At 66.5% G+C, this 19,311-nt stretch carries 19 protein-coding genes; 15 read left to right on the top strand and 4 right to left on the bottom strand.

What is annotated here, in order from left to right; all coding sequences use genetic code 11:
* Window positions 1-24: 24 nt before the first annotated feature.
* Window positions 25-2,106: a M3 family metallopeptidase gene (locus C6P61_RS09270; protein WP_105729648.1), complete on the top strand. Its 2,082-nt coding sequence runs from the start codon at window positions 25-27 to the stop codon at window positions 2,104-2,106.
* Window positions 2,107-2,194: 88 nt separating this feature from the next.
* The gene (locus tag C6P61_RS09265; protein ID WP_105729647.1) at window positions 2,195-3,928 is read left to right on the top strand and encodes a S8 family peptidase; all 1,734 of its coding nucleotides are present in this window, start codon (window positions 2,195-2,197) and stop codon (window positions 3,926-3,928) included.
* On the opposite strand, the gene C6P61_RS09260 is transcribed toward C6P61_RS09265, so the two are convergent.
* Entirely contained in the window at window positions 3,839-4,429 is a 591-nt protein-coding gene (locus C6P61_RS09260) for a rhomboid family intramembrane serine protease (protein WP_170067357.1), read from the bottom strand. The two genes, C6P61_RS09265 and C6P61_RS09260, sit on opposite strands and share 90 nt — an antisense overlap.
* Window positions 4,430-4,506: 77 nt before the next feature.
* Complete coding sequence (gene rpiA / locus C6P61_RS09255) at window positions 4,507-5,193, bottom strand: ribose-5-phosphate isomerase RpiA (protein WP_105729646.1); 687 nt, start codon at window positions 5,191-5,193, stop codon at window positions 4,507-4,509.
* A gap of 65 nt (window positions 5,194-5,258) precedes the next feature.
* Between rpiA and C6P61_RS09250 the strand changes: the two genes are divergently transcribed.
* From C6P61_RS09250 to C6P61_RS09230, 6 genes are all read left to right on the top strand, one after another.
* A complete protein-coding gene (locus C6P61_RS09250; protein ID WP_105729645.1) occupies window positions 5,259-6,314 on the top strand; it encodes a quinone-dependent dihydroorotate dehydrogenase in 1,056 nt (351 codons plus the stop codon).
* A gap of 4 nt (window positions 6,315-6,318) precedes the next feature.
* Window positions 6,319-6,930, top strand: coding sequence for a LysE family translocator (locus C6P61_RS09245; protein ID WP_105729644.1), 612 nt, complete (start codon window positions 6,319-6,321; stop codon window positions 6,928-6,930).
* Between the two features lie 61 nt (window positions 6,931-6,991).
* Window positions 6,992-8,182, top strand: a complete 1,191-nt coding sequence (gene ppk2 / locus C6P61_RS09240; RefSeq protein ID WP_105729784.1) for a polyphosphate kinase 2 — start codon at window positions 6,992-6,994, stop codon at window positions 8,180-8,182.
* 225 nt (window positions 8,183-8,407) lie between these two features.
* Window positions 8,408-8,575 (top strand): hypothetical protein, encoded by a 168-nt coding sequence (locus C6P61_RS17950; protein WP_170067355.1) that lies wholly within the window; start codon window positions 8,408-8,410, stop codon window positions 8,573-8,575.
* Window positions 8,569-9,861, top strand: coding sequence for an AAA family ATPase (locus C6P61_RS09235; RefSeq protein WP_105729643.1), 1,293 nt, complete (start codon window positions 8,569-8,571; stop codon window positions 9,859-9,861). The genes C6P61_RS17950 and C6P61_RS09235 overlap by 7 nt, the downstream gene beginning before the upstream one ends.
* Window positions 9,862-10,049: 188 nt before the next feature.
* Window positions 10,050-10,511, top strand: coding sequence for an HNH endonuclease family protein (locus C6P61_RS09230; RefSeq protein WP_211296955.1), 462 nt, complete (start codon window positions 10,050-10,052; stop codon window positions 10,509-10,511).
* An 86-nt stretch (window positions 10,512-10,597) separates the two neighbouring features.
* Here C6P61_RS09230 and C6P61_RS09225 read toward each other — a convergent pair whose 3' ends face one another.
* Window positions 10,598-11,095: a disulfide bond formation protein B gene (locus C6P61_RS09225; protein WP_244908852.1), complete on the bottom strand. Its 498-nt coding sequence runs from the start codon at window positions 11,093-11,095 to the stop codon at window positions 10,598-10,600.
* 98 nt (window positions 11,096-11,193) lie between these two features.
* Window positions 11,194-11,970 carry a ferredoxin--NADP reductase gene (locus tag C6P61_RS09220; RefSeq protein WP_105729640.1) on the bottom strand — a complete coding sequence of 259 codons (777 nt, stop codon included), beginning with the start codon at window positions 11,968-11,970 and terminating at the stop codon, window positions 11,194-11,196.
* A 303-nt stretch (window positions 11,971-12,273) separates the two neighbouring features.
* Between C6P61_RS09220 and C6P61_RS09215 the strand changes: the two genes are divergently transcribed.
* From C6P61_RS09215 to C6P61_RS09185, 7 genes are all read left to right on the top strand, one after another.
* Window positions 12,274-12,549, top strand: a complete 276-nt coding sequence (locus C6P61_RS09215; RefSeq protein WP_105729639.1) for an oxidative damage protection protein — start codon at window positions 12,274-12,276, stop codon at window positions 12,547-12,549.
* A gap of 7 nt (window positions 12,550-12,556) precedes the next feature.
* A complete protein-coding gene (gene mnmC1 / locus C6P61_RS09210) occupies window positions 12,557-14,455 on the top strand; it encodes an FAD-dependent 5-carboxymethylaminomethyl-2-thiouridine(34) oxidoreductase MnmC1 (protein ID WP_105729638.1) in 1,899 nt (632 codons plus the stop codon).
* A 287-nt stretch (window positions 14,456-14,742) separates the two neighbouring features.
* Window positions 14,743-15,219 carry an Lrp/AsnC family transcriptional regulator gene (locus C6P61_RS09205; RefSeq protein ID WP_105729637.1) on the top strand — a complete coding sequence of 159 codons (477 nt, stop codon included), beginning with the start codon at window positions 14,743-14,745 and terminating at the stop codon, window positions 15,217-15,219.
* A gap of 181 nt (window positions 15,220-15,400) precedes the next feature.
* Window positions 15,401-16,216 carry a sulfite exporter TauE/SafE family protein gene (locus tag C6P61_RS09200; protein WP_105729636.1) on the top strand — a complete coding sequence of 272 codons (816 nt, stop codon included), beginning with the start codon at window positions 15,401-15,403 and terminating at the stop codon, window positions 16,214-16,216.
* 24 nt (window positions 16,217-16,240) lie between these two features.
* Window positions 16,241-18,031, top strand: a complete 1,791-nt coding sequence (locus C6P61_RS09195) for a nitrite/sulfite reductase (RefSeq protein ID WP_105729635.1) — start codon at window positions 16,241-16,243, stop codon at window positions 18,029-18,031.
* Between the two features lie 29 nt (window positions 18,032-18,060).
* Window positions 18,061-18,441: a DUF934 domain-containing protein gene (locus C6P61_RS09190; RefSeq protein WP_105729634.1), complete on the top strand. Its 381-nt coding sequence runs from the start codon at window positions 18,061-18,063 to the stop codon at window positions 18,439-18,441.
* An 11-nt stretch (window positions 18,442-18,452) separates the two neighbouring features.
* The gene (locus tag C6P61_RS09185) at window positions 18,453-19,226 is read left to right on the top strand and encodes a phosphoadenylyl-sulfate reductase (protein WP_105729633.1); all 774 of its coding nucleotides are present in this window, start codon (window positions 18,453-18,455) and stop codon (window positions 19,224-19,226) included.
* The last annotated feature ends 85 nt before the right edge of the window (window positions 19,227-19,311 follow it).

Genomic DNA, 19,311 nt, shown 5'->3' with positions numbered 1-19,311 from the left:
TTTGCTGCGCCCCAGATACCGACCATGAACGCCACCACCGCCCCCGAATCCGCCGCCTTGCTCGACGCCGCCAATCCACTGCTCGACTTTACTGATCTGCCGCTGTTCGACGCCATCCGGCCCGAGCAGGTCGAGCCGGCCATCGACTCGCTGCTGCAGGCCGCCGCTGCGGCACTCGAGCAGGTGACGGCGGCCGACTTCGCGGCCGACTGGCAGGCGATGGCGCTGGTGCTCGATGTCGCCACCGAGCGCCTGGGTCGCGCCTGGGGCGCGGTCAGCCACCTCAACAGCGTGGCCGACACGCCCGAGCTGCGCGCAGCCTACAACGCCGCGCTGCCCAAGGTGACCGAGTTCTGGACCCGACTCGGCGCCGACGAGCGGCTCTATGCCAAGTACAAGGCAATGGACCCAGCCCGACTCAATGCCGAGCAGACCCAGGCCCGCACCAACGCGCTGCGCGGCTTCGTGCTGGGCGGCGCCGAGCTGCAGGGTGAGGCCAAGGAGCGCTTTGCCGCGATCCAGGAGCGCCAGGCCGAGCTGGGCCAGAAGTTCAGCGAGAACGCGCTCGATGCGACCGATGCCTGGACCTACTACGCCAGCACCGACGAGCTCGACGGCGTGCCGGCCGACACGCTGGCGGCCACCCGCGCGGCCGCCGAAGCTGAAGGCAAGGAAGGCCACAAGCTCACGCTCAAGCTGCCTTGCTACCTGCCGCTGATGCAGTTCGGCCGCAACCGGGCGCTGCGCGAGAAGCTCTACCGCGCCTACGGCACCCGCGCCAGCGAGCAGGCCGAGGGCGATGCGGTCAAGTTCGACAACAGCGCCATCATCCGCGAGCTGCTGGCGTTGCGCCAGGAGGAAGCCACGCTGCTGGGCTATCCGCATTTCGCCGCCGTGTCGCTGGTGCCCAAGATGGCCGAGTCGGCCGAGCAAGTCATCGCCTTCCTGCGCGAGCTGGGCCAGAAGGCCCGCCCCTACGCCGAGCGCGACCTGGCCGACATGCGCACCTTCGCGGCCGACACGCTCGGCCTGGCCGATCCGCAGGCCTGGGACTGGCCCTACATCGGCGAGCAGCTGCGCCAGGCGCGCTACGCCTACAGCGAGCAAGACGTCAAGCCCTACTTCACCGCGCCCAAGGTGCTCGAAGGCCTGTTCAAGATCGTCGAGACCCTGTTCGAGGTCCAGATCCGCGCCGACCAGGCACCGGTCTGGCATCCGGGCGTCAAGTTCTTCCGGCTCGAGCGCGCCGGCCAGCTGATCGGCCAGTTCTACCTTGACCCGGGTGCGCGCTCGGGCAAGCGCGGCGGCGCCTGGATGGATGACGTGCGCGCGCGCTGGCTGCGCCCCGACGACGCCCGCCTGCAGACGCCGGTCGCGCAGCTGGTCTGCAACTTCTCGGAAGCCGTCGGTGACAAGCCGGCGCTGCTGACCCATGACGATGTCATCACGCTGTTCCACGAGTTCGGCCACGGCCTGCATCACCTGCTGACCCAGATCCAGGAACATGATGTGTCGGGCATCAGCGGCGTCGAATGGGACGCGGTCGAGCTGCCGAGCCAGTTCATGGAGAACTTCTGCTGGGAATGGGATGTGCTGTCGGGCATGACGGCCCATGTCGAGACCGGCGCGCCGCTGCCCAGGGAGCTGTTCGACAAGATGCTGGCAGCGAAGAACTTCCAGAGCGGCCTGCAGACGCTGCGCCAGATCGAGTTCTCGCTGTTCGACATGCTGCTGCACAGCGGCGCGGCGGCAGACGGCGACTTCATGGCGCTGCAGCAGCAGGTACGCGACGAGGTCGCGCTGATCCAGCCGCCGGCCTACAGCCGCACGCCGCACACCTTCAGCCATATCTTCGCCGGCGGCTACGCGGCGGGCTACTACAGCTACAAATGGGCCGAGGTGCTGAGCGCCGATGCCTATGCAGCGTTCGAGGAAGCGGCTCCGGCCAACGGCGGCAGCACGCTCGACATCGAGACCGGCCGGCGCTTCCGGCGCGAACTGCTCGAGGTCGGCGGCAGCCGGCCGGCCATGGACTCGTTCAAGGCCTTCCGCGGTCGCGAGCCGGCGCTTGACGCGCTCTTGCGCCACCAGGGCATGGCGGACTAAGATTCTGGTCCAGGGGCTAGCCAAGCCCCTGCTGGAAGGATCATCGATGCAGGCTATTGCCACAAACAGGCGGATTGCCTCTTGCCTATTGGCGCTGACGATCCAGGCTGGCGCGCTGGCGCCGGCCGGCCTGCAGGCGGCCGAATCCTTGCCCCAGGCTGGCAACACCCCGTTGCTGACGGCGCACCAGGCGTCCGAGGCCGCGACCCAGCGGCGCCTGCTGGTCAAGTTCAAGCCGGGCGCTTCCGGGGTCGACGCCACGTTGCCAGCCAGGACAGCACAACTGGCCATCAGCAACCTGTCGCAGCGCTTGCTCTCCGGCGCGCCGGGGCGGCCCGCGGTACAACTGGTGCTGCAGCGCTCGATCAGCGCCCAGCTGCATGTGGTGCTGACCGATCGCGGGCTGAGCCCGAGCGAGATGCAGCAGCTGATCGAACAGCTGCAGCGTGACCCGCTGGTCGAATACGCCGAGATCGACCCGCGCATCAAGCCTCAATTGATACCGAACGACCCGCTCTACGGCTCGCGCCAGTGGAACCTGCAGCCGCCGGGACCGGGACGCGAGGGCAGCGCCAATCTGCCCGGGGCCTGGGATGTGGCGCGCGGCGAGGTCGCGCCCGGACAGGGCGTGGTGGTGGCAGTGGTCGATACCGGGCTGAGGCCCCATGCCGACCTAGCCTCCAGGCTGCTGCCGGGCTATGACTTCATCAGCGACGCCAGCATTGCCAACGACCTCGATGCGCAATGGGACAGCGACGCGAGCGATCCCGGCGACTGGATCAGCGTGCGCGACAGCGAAACCGCCGAGTTTTACGGCTGCGCGCTCAGTCCGAGCAGCTGGCACGGCACGATGATGGCCGGCACGATCGCGGCCGTGACGGGCAACGGCCTCGGGATAGCGGGCATGGCACCAGGCGCGCGGCTGTTGCCGGTGCGCGTGTTCGGCAAATGTGGCGGCTATCTGTCCGACGCCATCACCGGGGTCTACTGGGCGGTCGGGCTGGAATTGCCCAGCCTGCCCGATTCGATGCGCGCACCGCCGGTCAACCCCTACCCCGCGCGCGTGATCAACCTGAGCATGGCGGCCGCGGGCAGTTGCAGCGCGGCGTTCCAGGAAGCGGTCGATCGGGTGCGGGCCCAGGGTGCCGTCGTGGTCGCAGCGACCGGCAACCAGGACGATAACCAGGCCGACAAGGCACTGAGCCAACCCGCCAATTGCCGGGGCGTGATCGCGGTCACGGCCCATACCCGACGCGGCGACCTGGCCTACTATGCCAACAGCAGCGCCAGCACCACGCTCAGCGCACCGGGTGGCGGCTTCGGCATCAACCAGCTGGCCAACGATGGCGACTCAATCACCAGCCTGGGCAACAGCGGCCTGACCTCGCCGCTGTCCGACAGCTACGAGGAAGTGCGCGGCACCAGCATCGCGGCGGCCCATGTGTCGGGACTGGCAGCGTTGCTGCTCGGCATGCAACCGAACCTGAGCCCGGACCAGGTCCGGATCATCCTGACCAACTCGGCGCGCGCCTATCCGACCAATAGCCATTGCCAGACCAACGCGGTCTGTGGCGCCGGCATGCTCGATGCGGAAGCGGCCGTGCGCTGGCTGCAGGCCAACCCGGCACCGGTCGTGCCGCCCGACAACAGCGGCACCGACCAGACTGGCGGCGGCGGCGGTGGTGCGGCGGGATGGCCGGAATGGCTGCTGCTGCTCTCAGCCGTCCTGTTGTCAGGCGCTACGCGCCGGCGGCATCAGCCGGGCTCCGGCCCGCATCAGGCAGGCTGCCAGCAGCCCACCGGCCAGGCCGGCCGCATGTGACGGCCAGTAGACCATAAAGCTCCAGGCCGATGGCAGCAGGCCGGCCGACTCGAGTCCGACCTTGAGCACCAGCAGGGCCAGCATGATCCAGGGCCAGGCTGGCGGCGGGCCGGTGTCAGCGGTTTCATCCGGCGCGGCCGAAGTCGGTCGCAGGGCAGCCAAGCCCGGGCTGGAACGCCGACCGGCGAGCCAGACCGCCGCGCCACCGAACCAGCCATGCAGGGCGCCCGAAAAGCCGGCGTAATAGGCGCAGCCGGGGTCAAGCGCGATCACGGCGGCCACGCCGGCCACGGCGCCAGCCAGCAAGCCGCACTGGATGGCCGTCGACAGCCAGGGCCGCAGCAGCCAGGCGATCAGCAACAGCACGGCGGCATTGGCCAGCGCATGCGGCAGACTCAGATGGACCCACTGGGCCGACAGCAACTGCCACCAGGCGCCCTGCTCGAAACGCACACGCTCGAAGCGCCACGCGGCGGGCAGACCCTGCCAGAGCTGCAGCACCAGCAGCAGTGGCGCCTGCAGCGCCAGCGGCGGCAGGCTTGAAAGGCCCCCGCGTCCGGACCGGGCCCGATGCAGGCTCAGTACTCCAGCGTCTTGACGCCGTCGCGGGTGCCGAGCAGGCAGACGCCGGCCTTCTGGAAGGCAAACACCCCGACCGTCACGACGCCGGGCCAGTTGTTGACCTCGGCCTCGAAGGCCAGCGGATCGGCGATGCGCAGCCCGGTCACGTCGAGGATATGCTGGCCGTTGTCGGTCACCAGCGGCGCGCCGTCCTTCAGGCGCAGCGTGGCGCGACCGCCAAGCGCGGCGAACTGGCGCGCGATGCGCTGCGCGGCCATCGGGATCACCTCGACCGGCAGCGGGAACTGGCCGAGCTGCTCGACCAGCTTGGACTCGTCGGCGATGCAGACGAACAGCTTGGACTGGGCCGCGACGATCTTCTCGCGCGTCAGCGCCGCGCCGCCGCCCTTGACCATGTGACCCTGGCCGTCGATCTCGTCGGCACCGTCGATGTAGACCGCCAGCTGCTCGACCTCGTTGCTGTCGAAGACCGGGATGCCGAGCGCCTGCAGGCGCGCGGTCGAGGCCTCGGAGCTCGAGACCGCACCCTTGATGCTGTCCTTGATCGTCGCCAGCGCATCGATGAACTTGTTGACGGTCGAGCCGGTGCCGACGCCGACGATCTCGCCGGGCACGACATAGCGCAGCGCAGCCTGGCCGACCAGGGTCTTGAGTTCGTCTTGGGTCAGTGGGGAGTGGGTCATGAGTGCAATCTGGGACAATTTGAGGATTGGGCCGCGTCTGGCCCGTCATGACCGGTGATTATCCAATGTCCCTGCTGCCCTACTCGCTTGCCCGCCCTTTCCTGTTTAAGATGGACCCGGAGGCGGCCCATGAACTGACGCTGGACAAGCTGGCCCAGCTCCAGAACACGCCGCTGATGTGCCTGGCGCGCCAGCAGCAGGTCAGCGACCCGGTCCGGCTGGCCGGGCTGGAATTCCCGAACCGGGTCGGGCTGGCCGCCGGCCTGGACAAGAACGCGCGCTGCATCGACGCCTGGGGCGCCCTGGGCTTCGGCTTCGTCGAGGTCGGCACCGTGACGCCCAAGGGCCAGCCCGGCAACCCCAAGCCGCGCATGTTCCGCATCCCCGAGAAGAACGCGCTGATCAACCGCCTGGGCTTCAACAACGAGGGCCTTGACGCCTTCATCGCCAACGTCAAGCGCTCGCAGCTGCGCCAGCAACCGAAGCAAGGCGGCATGCTGCTGGGCCTGAACATCGGCAAGAACGCCGCGACGCCGATCGAGCGCGCGACCGACGATTACCTGATCTGCCTCGAAGGCGTCTACCCGCATGCCGACTATGTGACGGTCAACATCTCGAGCCCCAACACCAAGAACCTGCGCGAGCTGCAAAGCGACGAGGCGCTGGACCAGCTGCTCGGCGCGCTGGCGGCCAAGCGGGCCGAACTGGCGGACCAGCTGGGCGCCTACAAGCCGGTGTTCGTCAAGATCGCGCCCGACCTCGACCAGGCGCAGATCGCGGTGATCGCCGACACGCTGAAACGCCACGGCATGGACGGTGTGGTCGCGACCAACACCACGCTGAGCCGCGAGGCAGTCAAGGGCCTGGAGCATGCCGAGGAGACCGGCGGCCTGTCGGGCGCGCCGGTGCTCGAAGCCAGCAACGCCGTGATCCGCCAGCTGCGCGCGCGCCTCGGCAAGGACTACCCGATCATCGGCGTCGGCGGCATCATGAGCGGCGCCGATGCACTCAGCAAGATCGAGGCCGGTGCCGATGTGGTGCAGATCTACAGCGGCCTGATCTACAGCGGCCCGGCACTGGTGACAGAAGCCGCGCTCGCGCTCAAGAACGGCCGCGCCTGAAGCCATGACCGCCGAGGCACAACTGGGCTTTTTCGGGATTGCGCTGCTGCTGGGCCTGAGCCCGGGACCGGACAACCTGTTCGTGCTGATGCAGTCGGCCACGCAAGGCCGGCGCGCCGGCCTGCTGGTGACGCTAGGGTTGTGCACCGGCTTGCTGGCGCATACGGCGGCGGTCGCGCTCGGGCTGGCCGCGCTGCTGGCGAGCTCGCCCGCGGCCTTTAGCGCGCTCAAGCTCGCGGGAGCAGCCTACCTGCTCTATCTGGCCTGGGGCGCCTGGCGGGCACCGGCGACGCTGCAGGCCGGGGACGAACCACTGCGCCTGCAGCCTTGGCGCCTGTACGGCCGCGGCGTGCTGATGAACCTCAGCAACCCCAAGGTCGCGATCTTCTTCCTGGCGCTGCTGCCGCAGTTCGTGCAGGAAGGCGCCGGTCCCGTGCCCTGGCAGATCGCCCGCCTGGGTGCACTGTTCATGCTGGCGACGCTGATCGTGTTCGGCAGTTTCGCCTGGCTCGCGGGCGGACTGAGCCTGCTGCTGCGCTCGGCACGGGCGCAGCAGCTGCTGAATCGCAGCGCCGCACTGGTCTTTGTCGGACTGGGCATCCGACTGATCAGCTAGGAATTGTGACAGGGCCATGAAGAGGTGACACAATTTGCTGATTACCTTCAACAGCTGCTACATGAGCCAGACCCTGAACCCCAACGCCCCCGAAGACATCGACAGCAAGCCGATTCCGACGCCTGAAAAGACCGTTCGTGCCGGCAAGACTGGCGGCAAGACCAGCAACAAGTCGCGCGCCGTCAAACGCGGCGACATCGCACCCAGACTCGACGGTGCGGCGCTGGCGCGGCATGTCCCGCAGGAGGCGACCACGGCCGCGCAAGGCAAGCAACTGGCAGCCGTGCTGGACCTGCTCGGCAACCAGGAGCTCGCGGCGCCACAGCGTGCCGCCGCGCTGCGCGCGATGATCGAGGGCAGCTCGGCCGATGATCTGGCCGTGCTGCGCCAGGCCCTGCTCGAGGAGCCGGTACCGGTCAAGGGCCACCCGGACGACGAGCTCGCCGCCGACTGGCGCGACGGCGGCTACCCCTACAAGCATCTGATGCGGCGCTCGAGCTACGAGGCGCAGAAATACCAGCTGCAGGTCGAACTGCTCAAGCTGCAGGCCTGGGTCAAGGAAACCGGCCAGCGGGTCGTGATCCTGTTCGAGGGCCGCGACGCTGCTGGCAAGGGCGGCACCATCAAGCGCTTCATGGAGCACCTGAACCCGCGCGGCGCGCATGTGGTCGCGCTCGAGAAGCCCAGCGAGGTCGAGCGCGGCCAGTGGTATTTCCAGCGCTATGTCCAGCATCTGCCGACCGCGGGCGAGATCGTGCTGTTCGACCGCAGCTGGTACAACCGCGCCGGTGTCGAGCGCGTGATGGGCTTCTGTTCGGACGCTGAATACCAGGAATTCATGCGCCAGGCGCCCGATTTCGAGCGCCATCTGGTGCGCAGCGGCGTGCACCTGATCAAGTTCTGGTTCTCGGTCAGCCAAGCCGAGCAGCTGCGTCGCTTCAAGGAGCGCGAGGTCCATCCGCTCAAGCATTGGAAGCTGAGCCCGGTCGACCTGGCGAGCCTGGACAAGTGGGACGACTACACGCGCGCCAAGGAAGCGATGTTCTTCGAGACTGATACCGCCGACGCGCCCTGGACCGTGATCAAGAGCGACTGCAAGAAGCGCGCGCGCCTGAGCGCGATGCGCTATGTGCTGCACAAGCTCAACTACGGCAACAAGGACCTGAAGGCGATCGGCAAGCTCGACCCGCTGATCGTCGGCCGCGCGCATGTGGTCTACGAGCGCGGCGAGAAGAGCGGCGCGCTGCTCTGAGTCGTTGCGCTTCGCGCGCACCGTCATCGCCACCAGCCGTTGGTGACGGTGTTCTAACCGCTTAAACTTCATCAAATTCCCCCTTGGCTACTTATGAGCCAAGGGGGAATTTGCCGTCAACTGATCGCAAAAAGCAGTATATTGGCAATATAACCAATCCATAACTACTACTTTGCATCAATGATGCAAGACACTGGCCTGTGCCCAGTGAAGAACAGAAAATCAATGGATCACTCAGTACACCACAAGACCATCAGCTTCAACAGGTATTTCTACCAGCACAAGACGCTGCGCAGTCTGGAGGAAATCACGGCCGAGATCCTGGCACTGGAGGCTGAAACCGATGGGCTGCTCAAGCAACTGGTGAGCTTCGTGGGAGGCAAGGCATGTTGAACCAGCTCGCACTGAAAGGCGTCGGCCCGGCCCGGCAGCTGACCATCGACTTCAAGCCCCGCCTGAACTTCCTGACCGGCGACAACGGCCTGGGCAAGAGCTTCGTGCTCGACATTGCCTGGTGGGCGCTGACGCGGACATGGGCCCGCGGCGTCATGGCCGCGCCACGCCAGGACGCGGACGATTCCAGCATCCGCTACAGCTACACGGGCAGCACCGGCGACTATGCGGGTGAACGCCTGTTCGACCACGAAGCCCAGCAGTGGTCGATCAGCCAGGGGCGTCAAGCCATCCCCGGCGTGGTGATCTATGCCGGCGTCGATGGCAGCTTCTCGGTCTGGGACCCTGCGCGCAACTACTGGAAAGGCGACAAGGGGGAAGCTGCCATGCCGAACCGCCCCCGCAGCTTCGACTTCAGCCCCGAAGAGGTCTGGAACGGCTTGCTGGCCAGCGATGGCAAAACCCAGTTGTGCAACGGACTGCTGCATGACTGGGTGCTGTGGCAGGAAGCGGGCAAGCCGGCCTTCGACGACCTGGTCAAGGTGCTGGACGCCTTGTCGCCATCGGGCGTCGAGAAGATTAGGCCTGGCACCCCGATGCGCGTGGGCGACAGCGTCAAGGACCTGCCGTCACTTCACATGCCCTATGGGCAGGACGTGCCCTTGATCCACGCCTCGGCCGGCATGCGCAGGATTGCCGCACTGGCCTACCTGCTGGTCTGGACCTGGCGTGAGCATCAACTGGCCTGCGAGCGTTTCCGCGTGAATCCGGCACGCGAAATCATCTTCCTGATCGACGAGATCGAGTGCCACCTGCACCCGCAGTGGCAGCGGCGCATCGTCCCCGCCCTGCTCAACGTGATGGATGCCCTGACAGGCACCCGCGAAGTCCCCGTCCAGCTGCTGGCCGCCACGCACTCCCCCCTGGTGCTGGCGTCGGTCGAACCCAGCTTCGACCCCATGAGCGACTGCATCTGGGACTTCGACCTGATCGGTGGCGAAGTACAGGCGCAGCTCTACCCCTGGTCACGCAAAGGCGACGTGAATGCCTGGCTGGCGTCCGAGGTGTTCAACCTGAAGGAGCCGGCTTCGGTGCAGGCAGAGGAAGCGCTGGGCCTGGCCCGGGGTTTTCTGCGGACGGTAGCGATGTCAAACCAAGTACTGAGCGACGAGCAACGGCAGCAATTGCAGGATATCGACGTCAAGCTTCGGGCCAGCCTAAGCGATGTGGACGCGTTCTGGATTCGCTGGAGCCGGTTCCGTAACCAACTGGCGGGCTGGGCATGATACGGGTGGTGCCAGCCCCAGAACCGGCGGACTTCGACAGCAAGGTCAGACAGCCAGGCTTGCGGGCAATTGCCGAGATGACAGGCAGCCCCGGCTTGCCAAGGCGTCGAGGTCGGCCGAGGGAGGTGATAGCAACCTCACCGGATGAAATACCGGCTGACAAGTTTCCACCCTTCTGGACAGCGGCCTTGCCCGAGCTGCTCGAAGGCTATGACCGCGTCTGCGCTTACATGAGCTTTTACATCGAGCGCGTGACGGGCGCCGCTTCGGTGGACCACATGCTACCGAAGTCGGTCGATTGGCGCGAAATCTACGAGTGGCGCAACTACCGGCTGGCATGTTCGCTGATGAACAGCCGCAAGAACGCGTATCAAGACGTGCTCGATCCGTTCGCGATCGAAGCAGACTTTTTTCGCATAGAACTGGTCGGGTATCAGGTGATCCCGGCGCCAGGGCTGCCAGCGGATATCCATGAGAAGTTACAAGCCACGATCGACCGCCTCAAGCTCAATGACTACGAATGCCTGAAGCTGCGCGAGGAATACGCCGAGGATTACTACCGAGGCGAGATCAGCTTCGGCCGCTTGCAACAGCGCGCACCATTTCTGGCAAGTCAAATTGAGTTGGCTGATCGCTCTGAAAGGAGGTGACGTATGCAGCACTACGAGAGCTACAAGCCCAGCGATGCCGGGTGGCTGGGCAATGTTCCTGCTATCCAAGAATGCTCGGCCCTCGCTCAGCGCCGTCTCAGCAGCAGTCCGATCCCGAGCGCGGCGACCAGCAGGAAGTTCAGGAACGACCAATTGGCGATCGTCAACCCGAGGAAGGTCCAGTCGACCGCGCTGCAGTCGCCGCTGCCGCGAAACAGCATCGGGATCACGCGCCGCAGCGGGAACGACTCGATCATGCCGAACAGGTCGCGACCGCAGGCCGTGATCTCGGGCGGGAACCACTGCAGCCAGCTCTGGCGCGCCGCGACGCCGGCACCCGTGAGCGACAGCAGCGCCATCAGGGCGCCGCTCCAGCGCGCAGTAGCGGCGGGCAGCACGGCACCGATGGCAGCGACCAGCGCCACCAGCACGAACAGGTAGCGCTGCACGATGCACATCGGGCAGGGCTCAAGCCCAACCGCATGCTGCAGATAGAGGCCGAAGGCCAGCAAGGCGATGCAGGCGGCGGCAATCAGCGCCAGCAGGCGGCGCGGCTGATCAAAAAGTGAAAGTAAGGCTTGCAAGACTGGACCCATTGGTTGCACCTAAGCGGAAACCCTAGTATCCAACAAAAAAGGACGACCACCAGGCCGTCCTTTTTCTCATGCTCGCGCGGGCAGGTTTACTGCTCGACGAAGGCGCGTTCGATCACGAAGTCGCCCGGCGTGCTGGTGTTGCCTTCCTTGAAGCCGCGCTGCTCGCACAGTTCCTTCAGGGACTTGAGCATCTCGGGGCTGCCGCAGATCATGACGCGGTCGGTCAGCGGGTTCAGGTCCGGCAGGCCGGTCTCGCGCGCGACCTGGCCGCTGGTGATCAGGTCGGGGATGCGGCCCTGGCGCTCGAACGGCTCGCGCGTCACGGTCGGGTAGTAGATCAGCTGCTGGCTGACCATCTCGCCGAGGAATTCGTTCTTCGGCAGTTCCTGCGTGATGTAGTCGCGGTAGGCCAGTTCCTTGACCTCGCGCACGCCGTGCATCAGGATGACCTTCTCGTAGCGCTCGTAGGTTTCGGGGTCGCGGATGATGCTCATCCACGGCGCCAGGCCGGTGCCGGTACCGATCAGGTACAGGTTCTTGGCCGGCAGCAGGTAGTCGAGCAGCAGGGTGCCGGTGGGCTTGCGGCCGACTACGATCTTGTCGCCCGGCTGGATATGCTGCAGGCGGCTGGTCAGCGGGCCGTCGGGCACCTTGATGCTCAGGAACTCGAGGTGTTCCTCGTAGTTGGCGCTGGCGATGCTGTAGGCGCGCAGCAGCGGCTTGCCGTCTTCCTTGCGCAGGCCGATCATCGTGAAATGACCGTTCGAGAAGCGCAGCGCCTGGTCGCGGGTGGTGGTGAAGCTGAACAGACGATCGGTCCAGTGGTGAACGGTCAGAACGGTCTCTTCGAGGAATGCGCTCATGGTGTTAGCTGTATGCCAGACAGGGCCGGGTCGGCCGTGCCTGTGCCCGGACAGTCGATAACCGTCTGCAGGGCCGGATGGAAATAGGTCAGACGCTGCCAGGCAGCGAAGGCCCGTAGTGTAGCGGGTAGGCAATTATCCCCCCTGCTTGAGGAAGATCAAGCCCGCACCGGATACGGCATGCAAAGCTTGCTACAGTCTCACGCTTGGTCAGCGGGACGGATTGTGCCCGTGCTTGACGGCCAGAAGAAACAATAAAATTTCATACTTTCATAACCTGAACTTCTAAAGAAGGACAACAAGATGGCGCGCACCGTTCAATGCATCAAGCTCGGCGTAGAGGCTGAAGGCCTGGATTTTCCGCCCTACCCGGGCGAGATGGGCAAGCGCATCTGGCAAAGCGTGAGCAAGCAGGCCTGGGCCGACTGGCTCAAGCACCAGACCATGCTGGTCAACGAGAACCGCCTGAACCTGGCTGACGCCCGCGCGCGCCAGTATCTGGCACGCCAGATGGAAAAGCATTTCTTCGGCGAAGGCGCCGACCAGGCTGCCGGCTACGTCCCGCCGACCGAGGGCTGAAGCCCCCATGTCCGCCGCCCAAGCCGAAACCGACGCGCAGCAGACCGGCCTGTCGGCCTGGGCCAACCGAGCGGTCTGGCATGAGCTCGAGACCAGCTTCGGTGCCGGGCTGAACTTCCTGCGCCGCTGGCGCGACTGGCGCGCCGACGCGCACCGGCCCGGCCAGCTGTTCTATACCGCGGTCGACCCGGAGCCGGTCAGGCTGGCCGAGCTGCTGCAAGTGGCTGCCCACGAACCCGGGCTGTCGGCCTTGGCGCAACAACTCGCTGCGCAATGGCAGGCCTTGCTGCCGGGCGTGCACCGCTTCGTCTTCGAGCACGAGCGGGTGCTGCTGACGCTGTGCGTGGGCCAGGCGCGGGACTGGCTGCCGACACTGGATGCGGCGGTCGACCAGATCTGGCTGACAGCGCCTGAGCCGGCTGTCGACTCACCGGATTCACCCGCTGCCGCCGACGGCATCGACGCCATCGATTCCCGCTCGGAGGCGACCGGCCAGGAGCGTGACCAGGCCCGGATGCTGGCGCGGCTGTGCCTGCCAGGCAGCCGCCTGGACGGCAGCCATGCCAGCCGCGCCCTGCAAGCCGAGCTGGTCGCGGCCGGCTTCGAAATTGCAAAACCTCATCTTGAACCTGATTCAGCGGCAGATGCCGGGCTGCAGGCCCGCTATGCGCCGCACTGGCAGCCCCGGTCGGCGCTGCGCCAGCGTGCGGCTGCGGCCGGCCGGCACGCGGTGGTGGTTGGCGGCGGCCTGTCGGGTTCGGCCGTGGCCTGGAGCCTGGCCCAGCGCGGCTGGACGGTCGAGCTGCTGGACCAGGCCGATGAACCGGCCGCAGGCGCCTCCGCCCTGCCCGCTGGGCTGGTCGCGCCCCATGTCTCGCCCGACGACGGCGCGCTGTCGCGCCTGACGCGTGCCGGCATGCGGCTGACCCGGCAGCGCGCTGCCGAGCTGCTGCAACAAGGCGAACAGTGGGCGCCCAGCGGCGTGCTCGAGCATCAGGTCGAAGGCAAGCACAGCCTGCCGCGCACTGAGATCTGGCAGCAATCCGGCCTGGCATCGAGCCGGGTCGCGAATGCCCAGCAACTGGCAGATGCCGGCCTCGCGCCCGGCACGGCCGCGCTCTGGCATGGGCTGGCGAGCTGGCTGCGCCCGGCCTGCCTGGTACGAGCCCAGCTCGACCACCCGGCGATTCGCTGGCGTGGCGGCTGCCGCGTGGCGTCGGTGCAAGCGCTGGCCGAAGGTAGCTGGCGACTGCTCGACGAGGCCGGCATCGAACTGGCCCGCGCCGAACAGATCGTGATCGCTGCTGCCTATGACAGCCGTGCGCTGCTGCAGGCCAGCGGCTTGGCGACGCCGCCACTCAATCCGTTGCGCGGCCAGATCAGCTGGGGCGCGCTGGCAGACCTGCCGGCCGGGACCAGGGCCTTGCTGCCCGCTGCGCCGGTCAACGGCCACGGCTGCTTCATGAGCGGAACGCCCGGACCGGACGGCCGCGCCGCCTGGATCGCGGGCTCGACCTTCGAGCGCTCGGTTACCGAGGCCTTGCTAAAGCCCGAGGACCAGTTCGCCAACCGCGACAAGCTGCTGCGGCTGCTGCCCGCGCTGGGAGCCGCGCTGGCACCGGCCTTCGAGCAGGCGGGTGCCTGGGCCGGCCTGCGCTGCACGCTGCCGGACCGGGTGCCGGCAGTCGGCCCGCTCGACGCGCAGGCCTGGCCGGGCCTGCATGTCTGCGCCGGCATGGGCGCGCGCGGCCTGACGCTGTCGGTGTTGTGTGGGGAGTTGCTGGCAGCGCTGCTGCATGGCGAGCCCTGGCCGGTCGAGCGCAAGCTGGCGCAGTCGCTGCTGGCGTCGCGCTTTGTCATGACAGGGAATGGGCTGCGCGGCGGACCACGGGCCGTGCCGGCCTGATCGCTCAACCTCGGGCTGAACCCCGGGGCTGGCGGCTGATTGCTGGTGATTATCTATGCGCTGGAGTCCAACCACGCAGGCATGGGTTTGCCCGGTGGATGGCTCGCAAAACAGGCCCTTGTGAAGCCTCACTGTACAACGCTGGCTTGTGACCAGATTGCTGGGTGCTGTGGATGACAGATGCCTTCAGTATAGGCCGACAGCTAGGGCAGAAGATTGCGTTTTTGCTTCAAATATCTGGTTAATTGGCATAATATGCCTTCAAAGAATAGATTTTTGGCATAAAAATGAATATCGATCGCTACGACCAGCAGATCCTGGAAATCCTGCAGGCAGATGGCCGCATCAACAACCAGGACCTGGCCGATCGCATCGGCCTGTCGCCCTCGCCCTGCCTGCGCCGGGTGCGTGCGCTTGAAGAGTCAGGCTTGATCAGCGGCTACTACGCCCAGCTGGATGCGAAGAAACTCGGTCTGTCACTGATGGCGCTGATCCACATCTCGATGGACCGGCACACGCCGGAGCGCTTTGCCAACTTCGAGGCCGAGGTCGGCCTGCTGCCCGAGGTGCTGGAATGCCTGTTGATCACCGGCCAGTCGGCCGACTACCAGCTCAAGGTGGTGGTGCGTGACATGGACCATTACCAGGCGCTGCTGCTCAACAAGCTCACCCGCATCGAGGGGGTGACCGGCGTGCATTCCAGTTTCGTGCTGAGGCGGGTGGTCAGCAAGACGGCACTTTCGGTGACGAGTGGTGCAAGGTAAGCGATTCCGCTGAAAGGCCGGGACGGCACCGGCGCGGACCGCTTGCGCCAGGTAGAGGGGGCTGGAGCTCAGCTCAGCTCAGCTTGGCCCAGCCTGCGCGACAGCTTATTACTTTCTATATATGTAGAAACAAGAAAAAAATCGTTTGGGATTATTAGCGCCACCTCTACAGTGGCGACCCATGCACGATATTGGTTTTGTCATCGCGGGTTTTGCAGTGGGTCTGATCGTCGGCTTGACCGGCGTCGGCGGCGGCTCGCTGATGACCCCGATCCTGATTTTCTTCTTTGGCATCAAGCCCTACATGGCGGTCGGCACCGACCTGCTGTTCGCGGCCTTCACCAAGGCCGGCGGCACCGTCAGCCTGATGAAAAAGCGCCTGGTGCCCTGGAGGGTGGTGGGCCAGCTCTGCTCGGGCAGCATTCCGGCGTCACTGGTCACGCTCTATGTGCTGCATTCGGTCGGGCCCGCCGGCGCAGAGGTGCAAAAGCTCATGACCACCACCCTGGGCTGCGCGCTGCTGCTGACCGCCGCGGCCACCCTGTTCAAGGCCATGCGCATGCGCAAGCCGCCGCTGCGCGTGATGGACCAGCAGGGCAGCGTGACGCCTGTCGGCGAAACCGATGCCGCGATGCGCGCACGCCACTGGAGCTTGCCGGTGCTGTTTGGCGCCCTGATCGGCACCCTGGTCACCATCACCTCGGTCGGTGCCGGCGCCATCGGCGTGACGGTGCTGCTGGTGCTGTTTCCGCTGCTGCCGCTGCCGCGTATCATTGCGGCCGACATCGCCTATGCCGTGCCGCTGACGCTGGTCGCCGGGCTGGGGCACGCCTCGCTGGGCTCGGTCGACTGGGAGCTGCTGCTCAAGCTGCTGGCGGGCTCGCTGCCCGGCATCTGGATTGGCGCGCAACTGATCCACAAGACCCCGGAGCGCGTGGTGCGCTCGCTGCTGGCGCTGCTGCTGGCCTATGCCGGCACCAAGCTGATCGCCGTCTGAACCGTTTATTGAACCTGAACCCGTATGTACCAGTACACCGAATTTGACCGCCAGTTCGTGCGCCAGCGCGCCGAGCAGTTCCGCGACCAGCTCGATCGCTTCCACGCCGGCACCCTGGGTGGCGATGAATTCAAGCCGCTGCGGCTGCAAAACGGCTGGTACATCCAGCGTCACGCACCGATGCTGCGCGTCGCCGTGCCCTATGGCGAGCTCAGCACCAGGCAGCTGCGCGTGCTGGGCCGGATCGCGCGCGAATACGACCAGCCCAGCCACGAGGTGTTCCAGGGCGCGGTCGCGGCGCAGAACAAGCTCGGCGACATCCAGCTGCGCGACGGCAAGGCGATCGGCAGCCGACTGCTGACCGGCTACGCCCATTTCACGACGCGCCAGAACGTCCAGTTCAACTGGATTCCGCTGACCCAGGCCGCCGACGTGATGGACCTGCTGGCCACGGTCGGCCTGCACGGCATCCAGACCAGCGGCAACTGCATCCGCAACACCACCAGCGACGCGCTGGCCGGCGTGGCGGTCGACGAGATCGCCGACCCGCGCCCGTTCGGCGAGATCCTGCGCCAGTGGAGCACGCTGCACCCCGAGTTCGGCTTCCTGCCGCGCAAGTTCAAGTGCGCCATCGTCGGCGCGACCGAGGACCGCGCCGCGACCGCCTGGCATGACGTCGGCCTCAAGCTCAAGAGGAACGAGGCCGGCGAACTCGGCTTCGAGGTGCTGGTCGGCGGCGGCATGGGCCGCACCCCGGTGATCGCCAGCACCATCCGCGACTTCCTGCCCTGGAACCAGCTGCTCAACTACCTGGAAGCCGTGATCCGGGTCTACAACCTGTGGGGCCGGCGCGACAACCTGTACAAGGCGCGCATCAAGATCCTGGTCAAGGCCGAGGGCCAGCGCTATTTCGACGAGGTCGAGACCGAGTTCCGCCGCATCCTGGAGCAGGACGGCGGCCCGCACACCATCACCGAAGCCGAACTGGCGCGCGTGCACGCCTGCTTCGTCGAGCCCAAGCTTGACTTCTCCGCTCCCGCAGCCGAGCCGGTTTCGACCGAGGAAGAAGCCGAATTCCAGCGCTGGCTGGCGCGCAACGTGCAGCCGCAGCGCAACCCGGCCTTGCGCGCGGTCACGCTGTCGTTCAAGCGCGTCGGCCAGTCGCCGGGCGACGCGACCGCCGAGCAGCTCGACGCGGTGGCCGAGCTGGCCGACGCCTTCAGCGCCGGCGAACTGCGCGTGACCCATGACCAGAACCTGGTGCTGCCCTGGGTCCGTGCCGACCAGCTGCCCGCGGTCTGGCGCGAAGCCAAGCGCCTGGGCCTGGCCAAGGCCAACGTGCGCCTGCTGACCGACATGATCGCCTGCCCGGGCGGTGACTTCTGCGACCTGGCCAATGCGCGCTCGCTGCCGCTGGCCGATGCCATCACCGAGCGCTACCAGGACCTCGACGAACTGGAAGACCTGGGCGAGATCGACCTGCACATCAGCGGCTGCATCAACAGCTGCGGCCACCACCACAGCGGCCATATCGGCATCCTGGGCGTCGACAAGGACGGCAAGGAGTGGTACCAGGTCACGCTGGGCGGCTCGGACGGCTCGGAGCTGAGCGGCAAGCCGACCCCCGGCAAGGTGATCGGCCCGTCGTTTGCCCACAACGAAGTGCCCGACGTGATCGAAGCCCTGCTCGAGACCCATGTCGCACAGCGCCAGGCCGGCGAGACCTTCCTGGCCACCTACCAGCGCGTCGGCGCCGAGCCCTACAAGGCCGCCGCCAATGCCGTGCGCGTGGCCACCGCGCGCACCGAGGCCTGATCGACCGCCGAACCGACGAGAACGAGAACATGAAACTGCTGAACGCCCAAGACCTCGCCACCGAAGCCGCAGCCGACGCTGTGCTGAGCGTGGCCAATGACGTCGATGTGCAGACACTGGACCTGGCCGGGGTGCAACGCATCGACTTGGTCTTCCCGAAATTCGCTGACGGCCGAGCCTTCAGCCAGGCCTTCGAGCTGCGCCGCCGGCTCGGCTTTGCCGGCGTGATCCGCGCCACCGGCGACGTGCTGGTCGACCAGCTGGTGCAGATGCAGCGCTGCGGCTTTTCCGAGGCCGTGCTGCGCGCCGACCAGGACCCGGCCGTGGGGAAAAAGCTGCTGCAGCATTACAGCGGCTTCTACCAGGGCGATGCGACCGATCTGCAACCGCGCTTCGCCAAGACGGCCTGAAGGAAGACGACATGAGCGACACCACCAGCCTGGGCGCAAGCTCCGCCTTCAAGCCGCAGCGCCTGTCGGCCACCGAGCTGCACGCCAAGCCCTCGGCCGACTATGCCGACAAGCTCGCGACCACGCAGGCGCTGCTGCGTCGCGCCGCAGCCGAGTTCCAGCCGATCAAGCAGGCCTCGAGCCTGGGCGCCGAGGATGTGGTGATCACGCATCTGATCAACGCGCTGGCGCTCGACATCCCGGTGTTCGTGCTCGAAACCGGCCGACTGCATGCCGAGACGCTGGAGCTGCTCGAGCGCACCGAGGCGCATTCGCGCGCACCGATCCAGATCTACCGCCCTCAGCACGAGGCCGTGATCGAGTTCGTGCGCCACAAGGGCCAGAACTCGATCTACGACAGCATCGCGCTGCGCAAGGAATGCTGCGGCATCCGCAAGATGGAGCCGCTGGCGCGCGCGCTCGCGGGCCAGAAGGCCTGGATCACCGGCCTGCGCCGCGAGCAGTCGAACGCCCGCGCCGAGGTGCCGCTGATCGATGAATCCGAAGTCGCGAGCAAGGGCCTGACCAAGTTCAACCCGCTGGCCGACTGGAGCTGGGGCGATGTCTGGCATTACATCGCGCAGAACCAGGTCGACTACAACCCGCTGCACGACCAGTTCTTCCCGAGCATCGGCTGCGTGCCCTGCACCCGCGCGATCAGCCTGGGCGAGGAATTCCGCGCCGGCCGCTGGTGGTGGGAAGACGAGTCCGCCAAGGAATGCGGCTTGCACGTAAGGGCAAGCTAATGACTTTGGGGACAGATCTTTAGCTCTGTCCCCAACTGACTACACAGCGTCCCGCACCGAACCCCAACTGCTCAACTTATAAATG

The organism is Malikia spinosa (assembly GCF_002980625.1).
Taxonomy (GTDB): Bacteria; Pseudomonadota; Gammaproteobacteria; order Burkholderiales; family Burkholderiaceae_C; genus Malikia; species Malikia spinosa.
The sequence above is the reverse complement of the archived record's forward strand: the minus strand, read 5'-3'. Positions and strand labels throughout refer to the sequence as shown.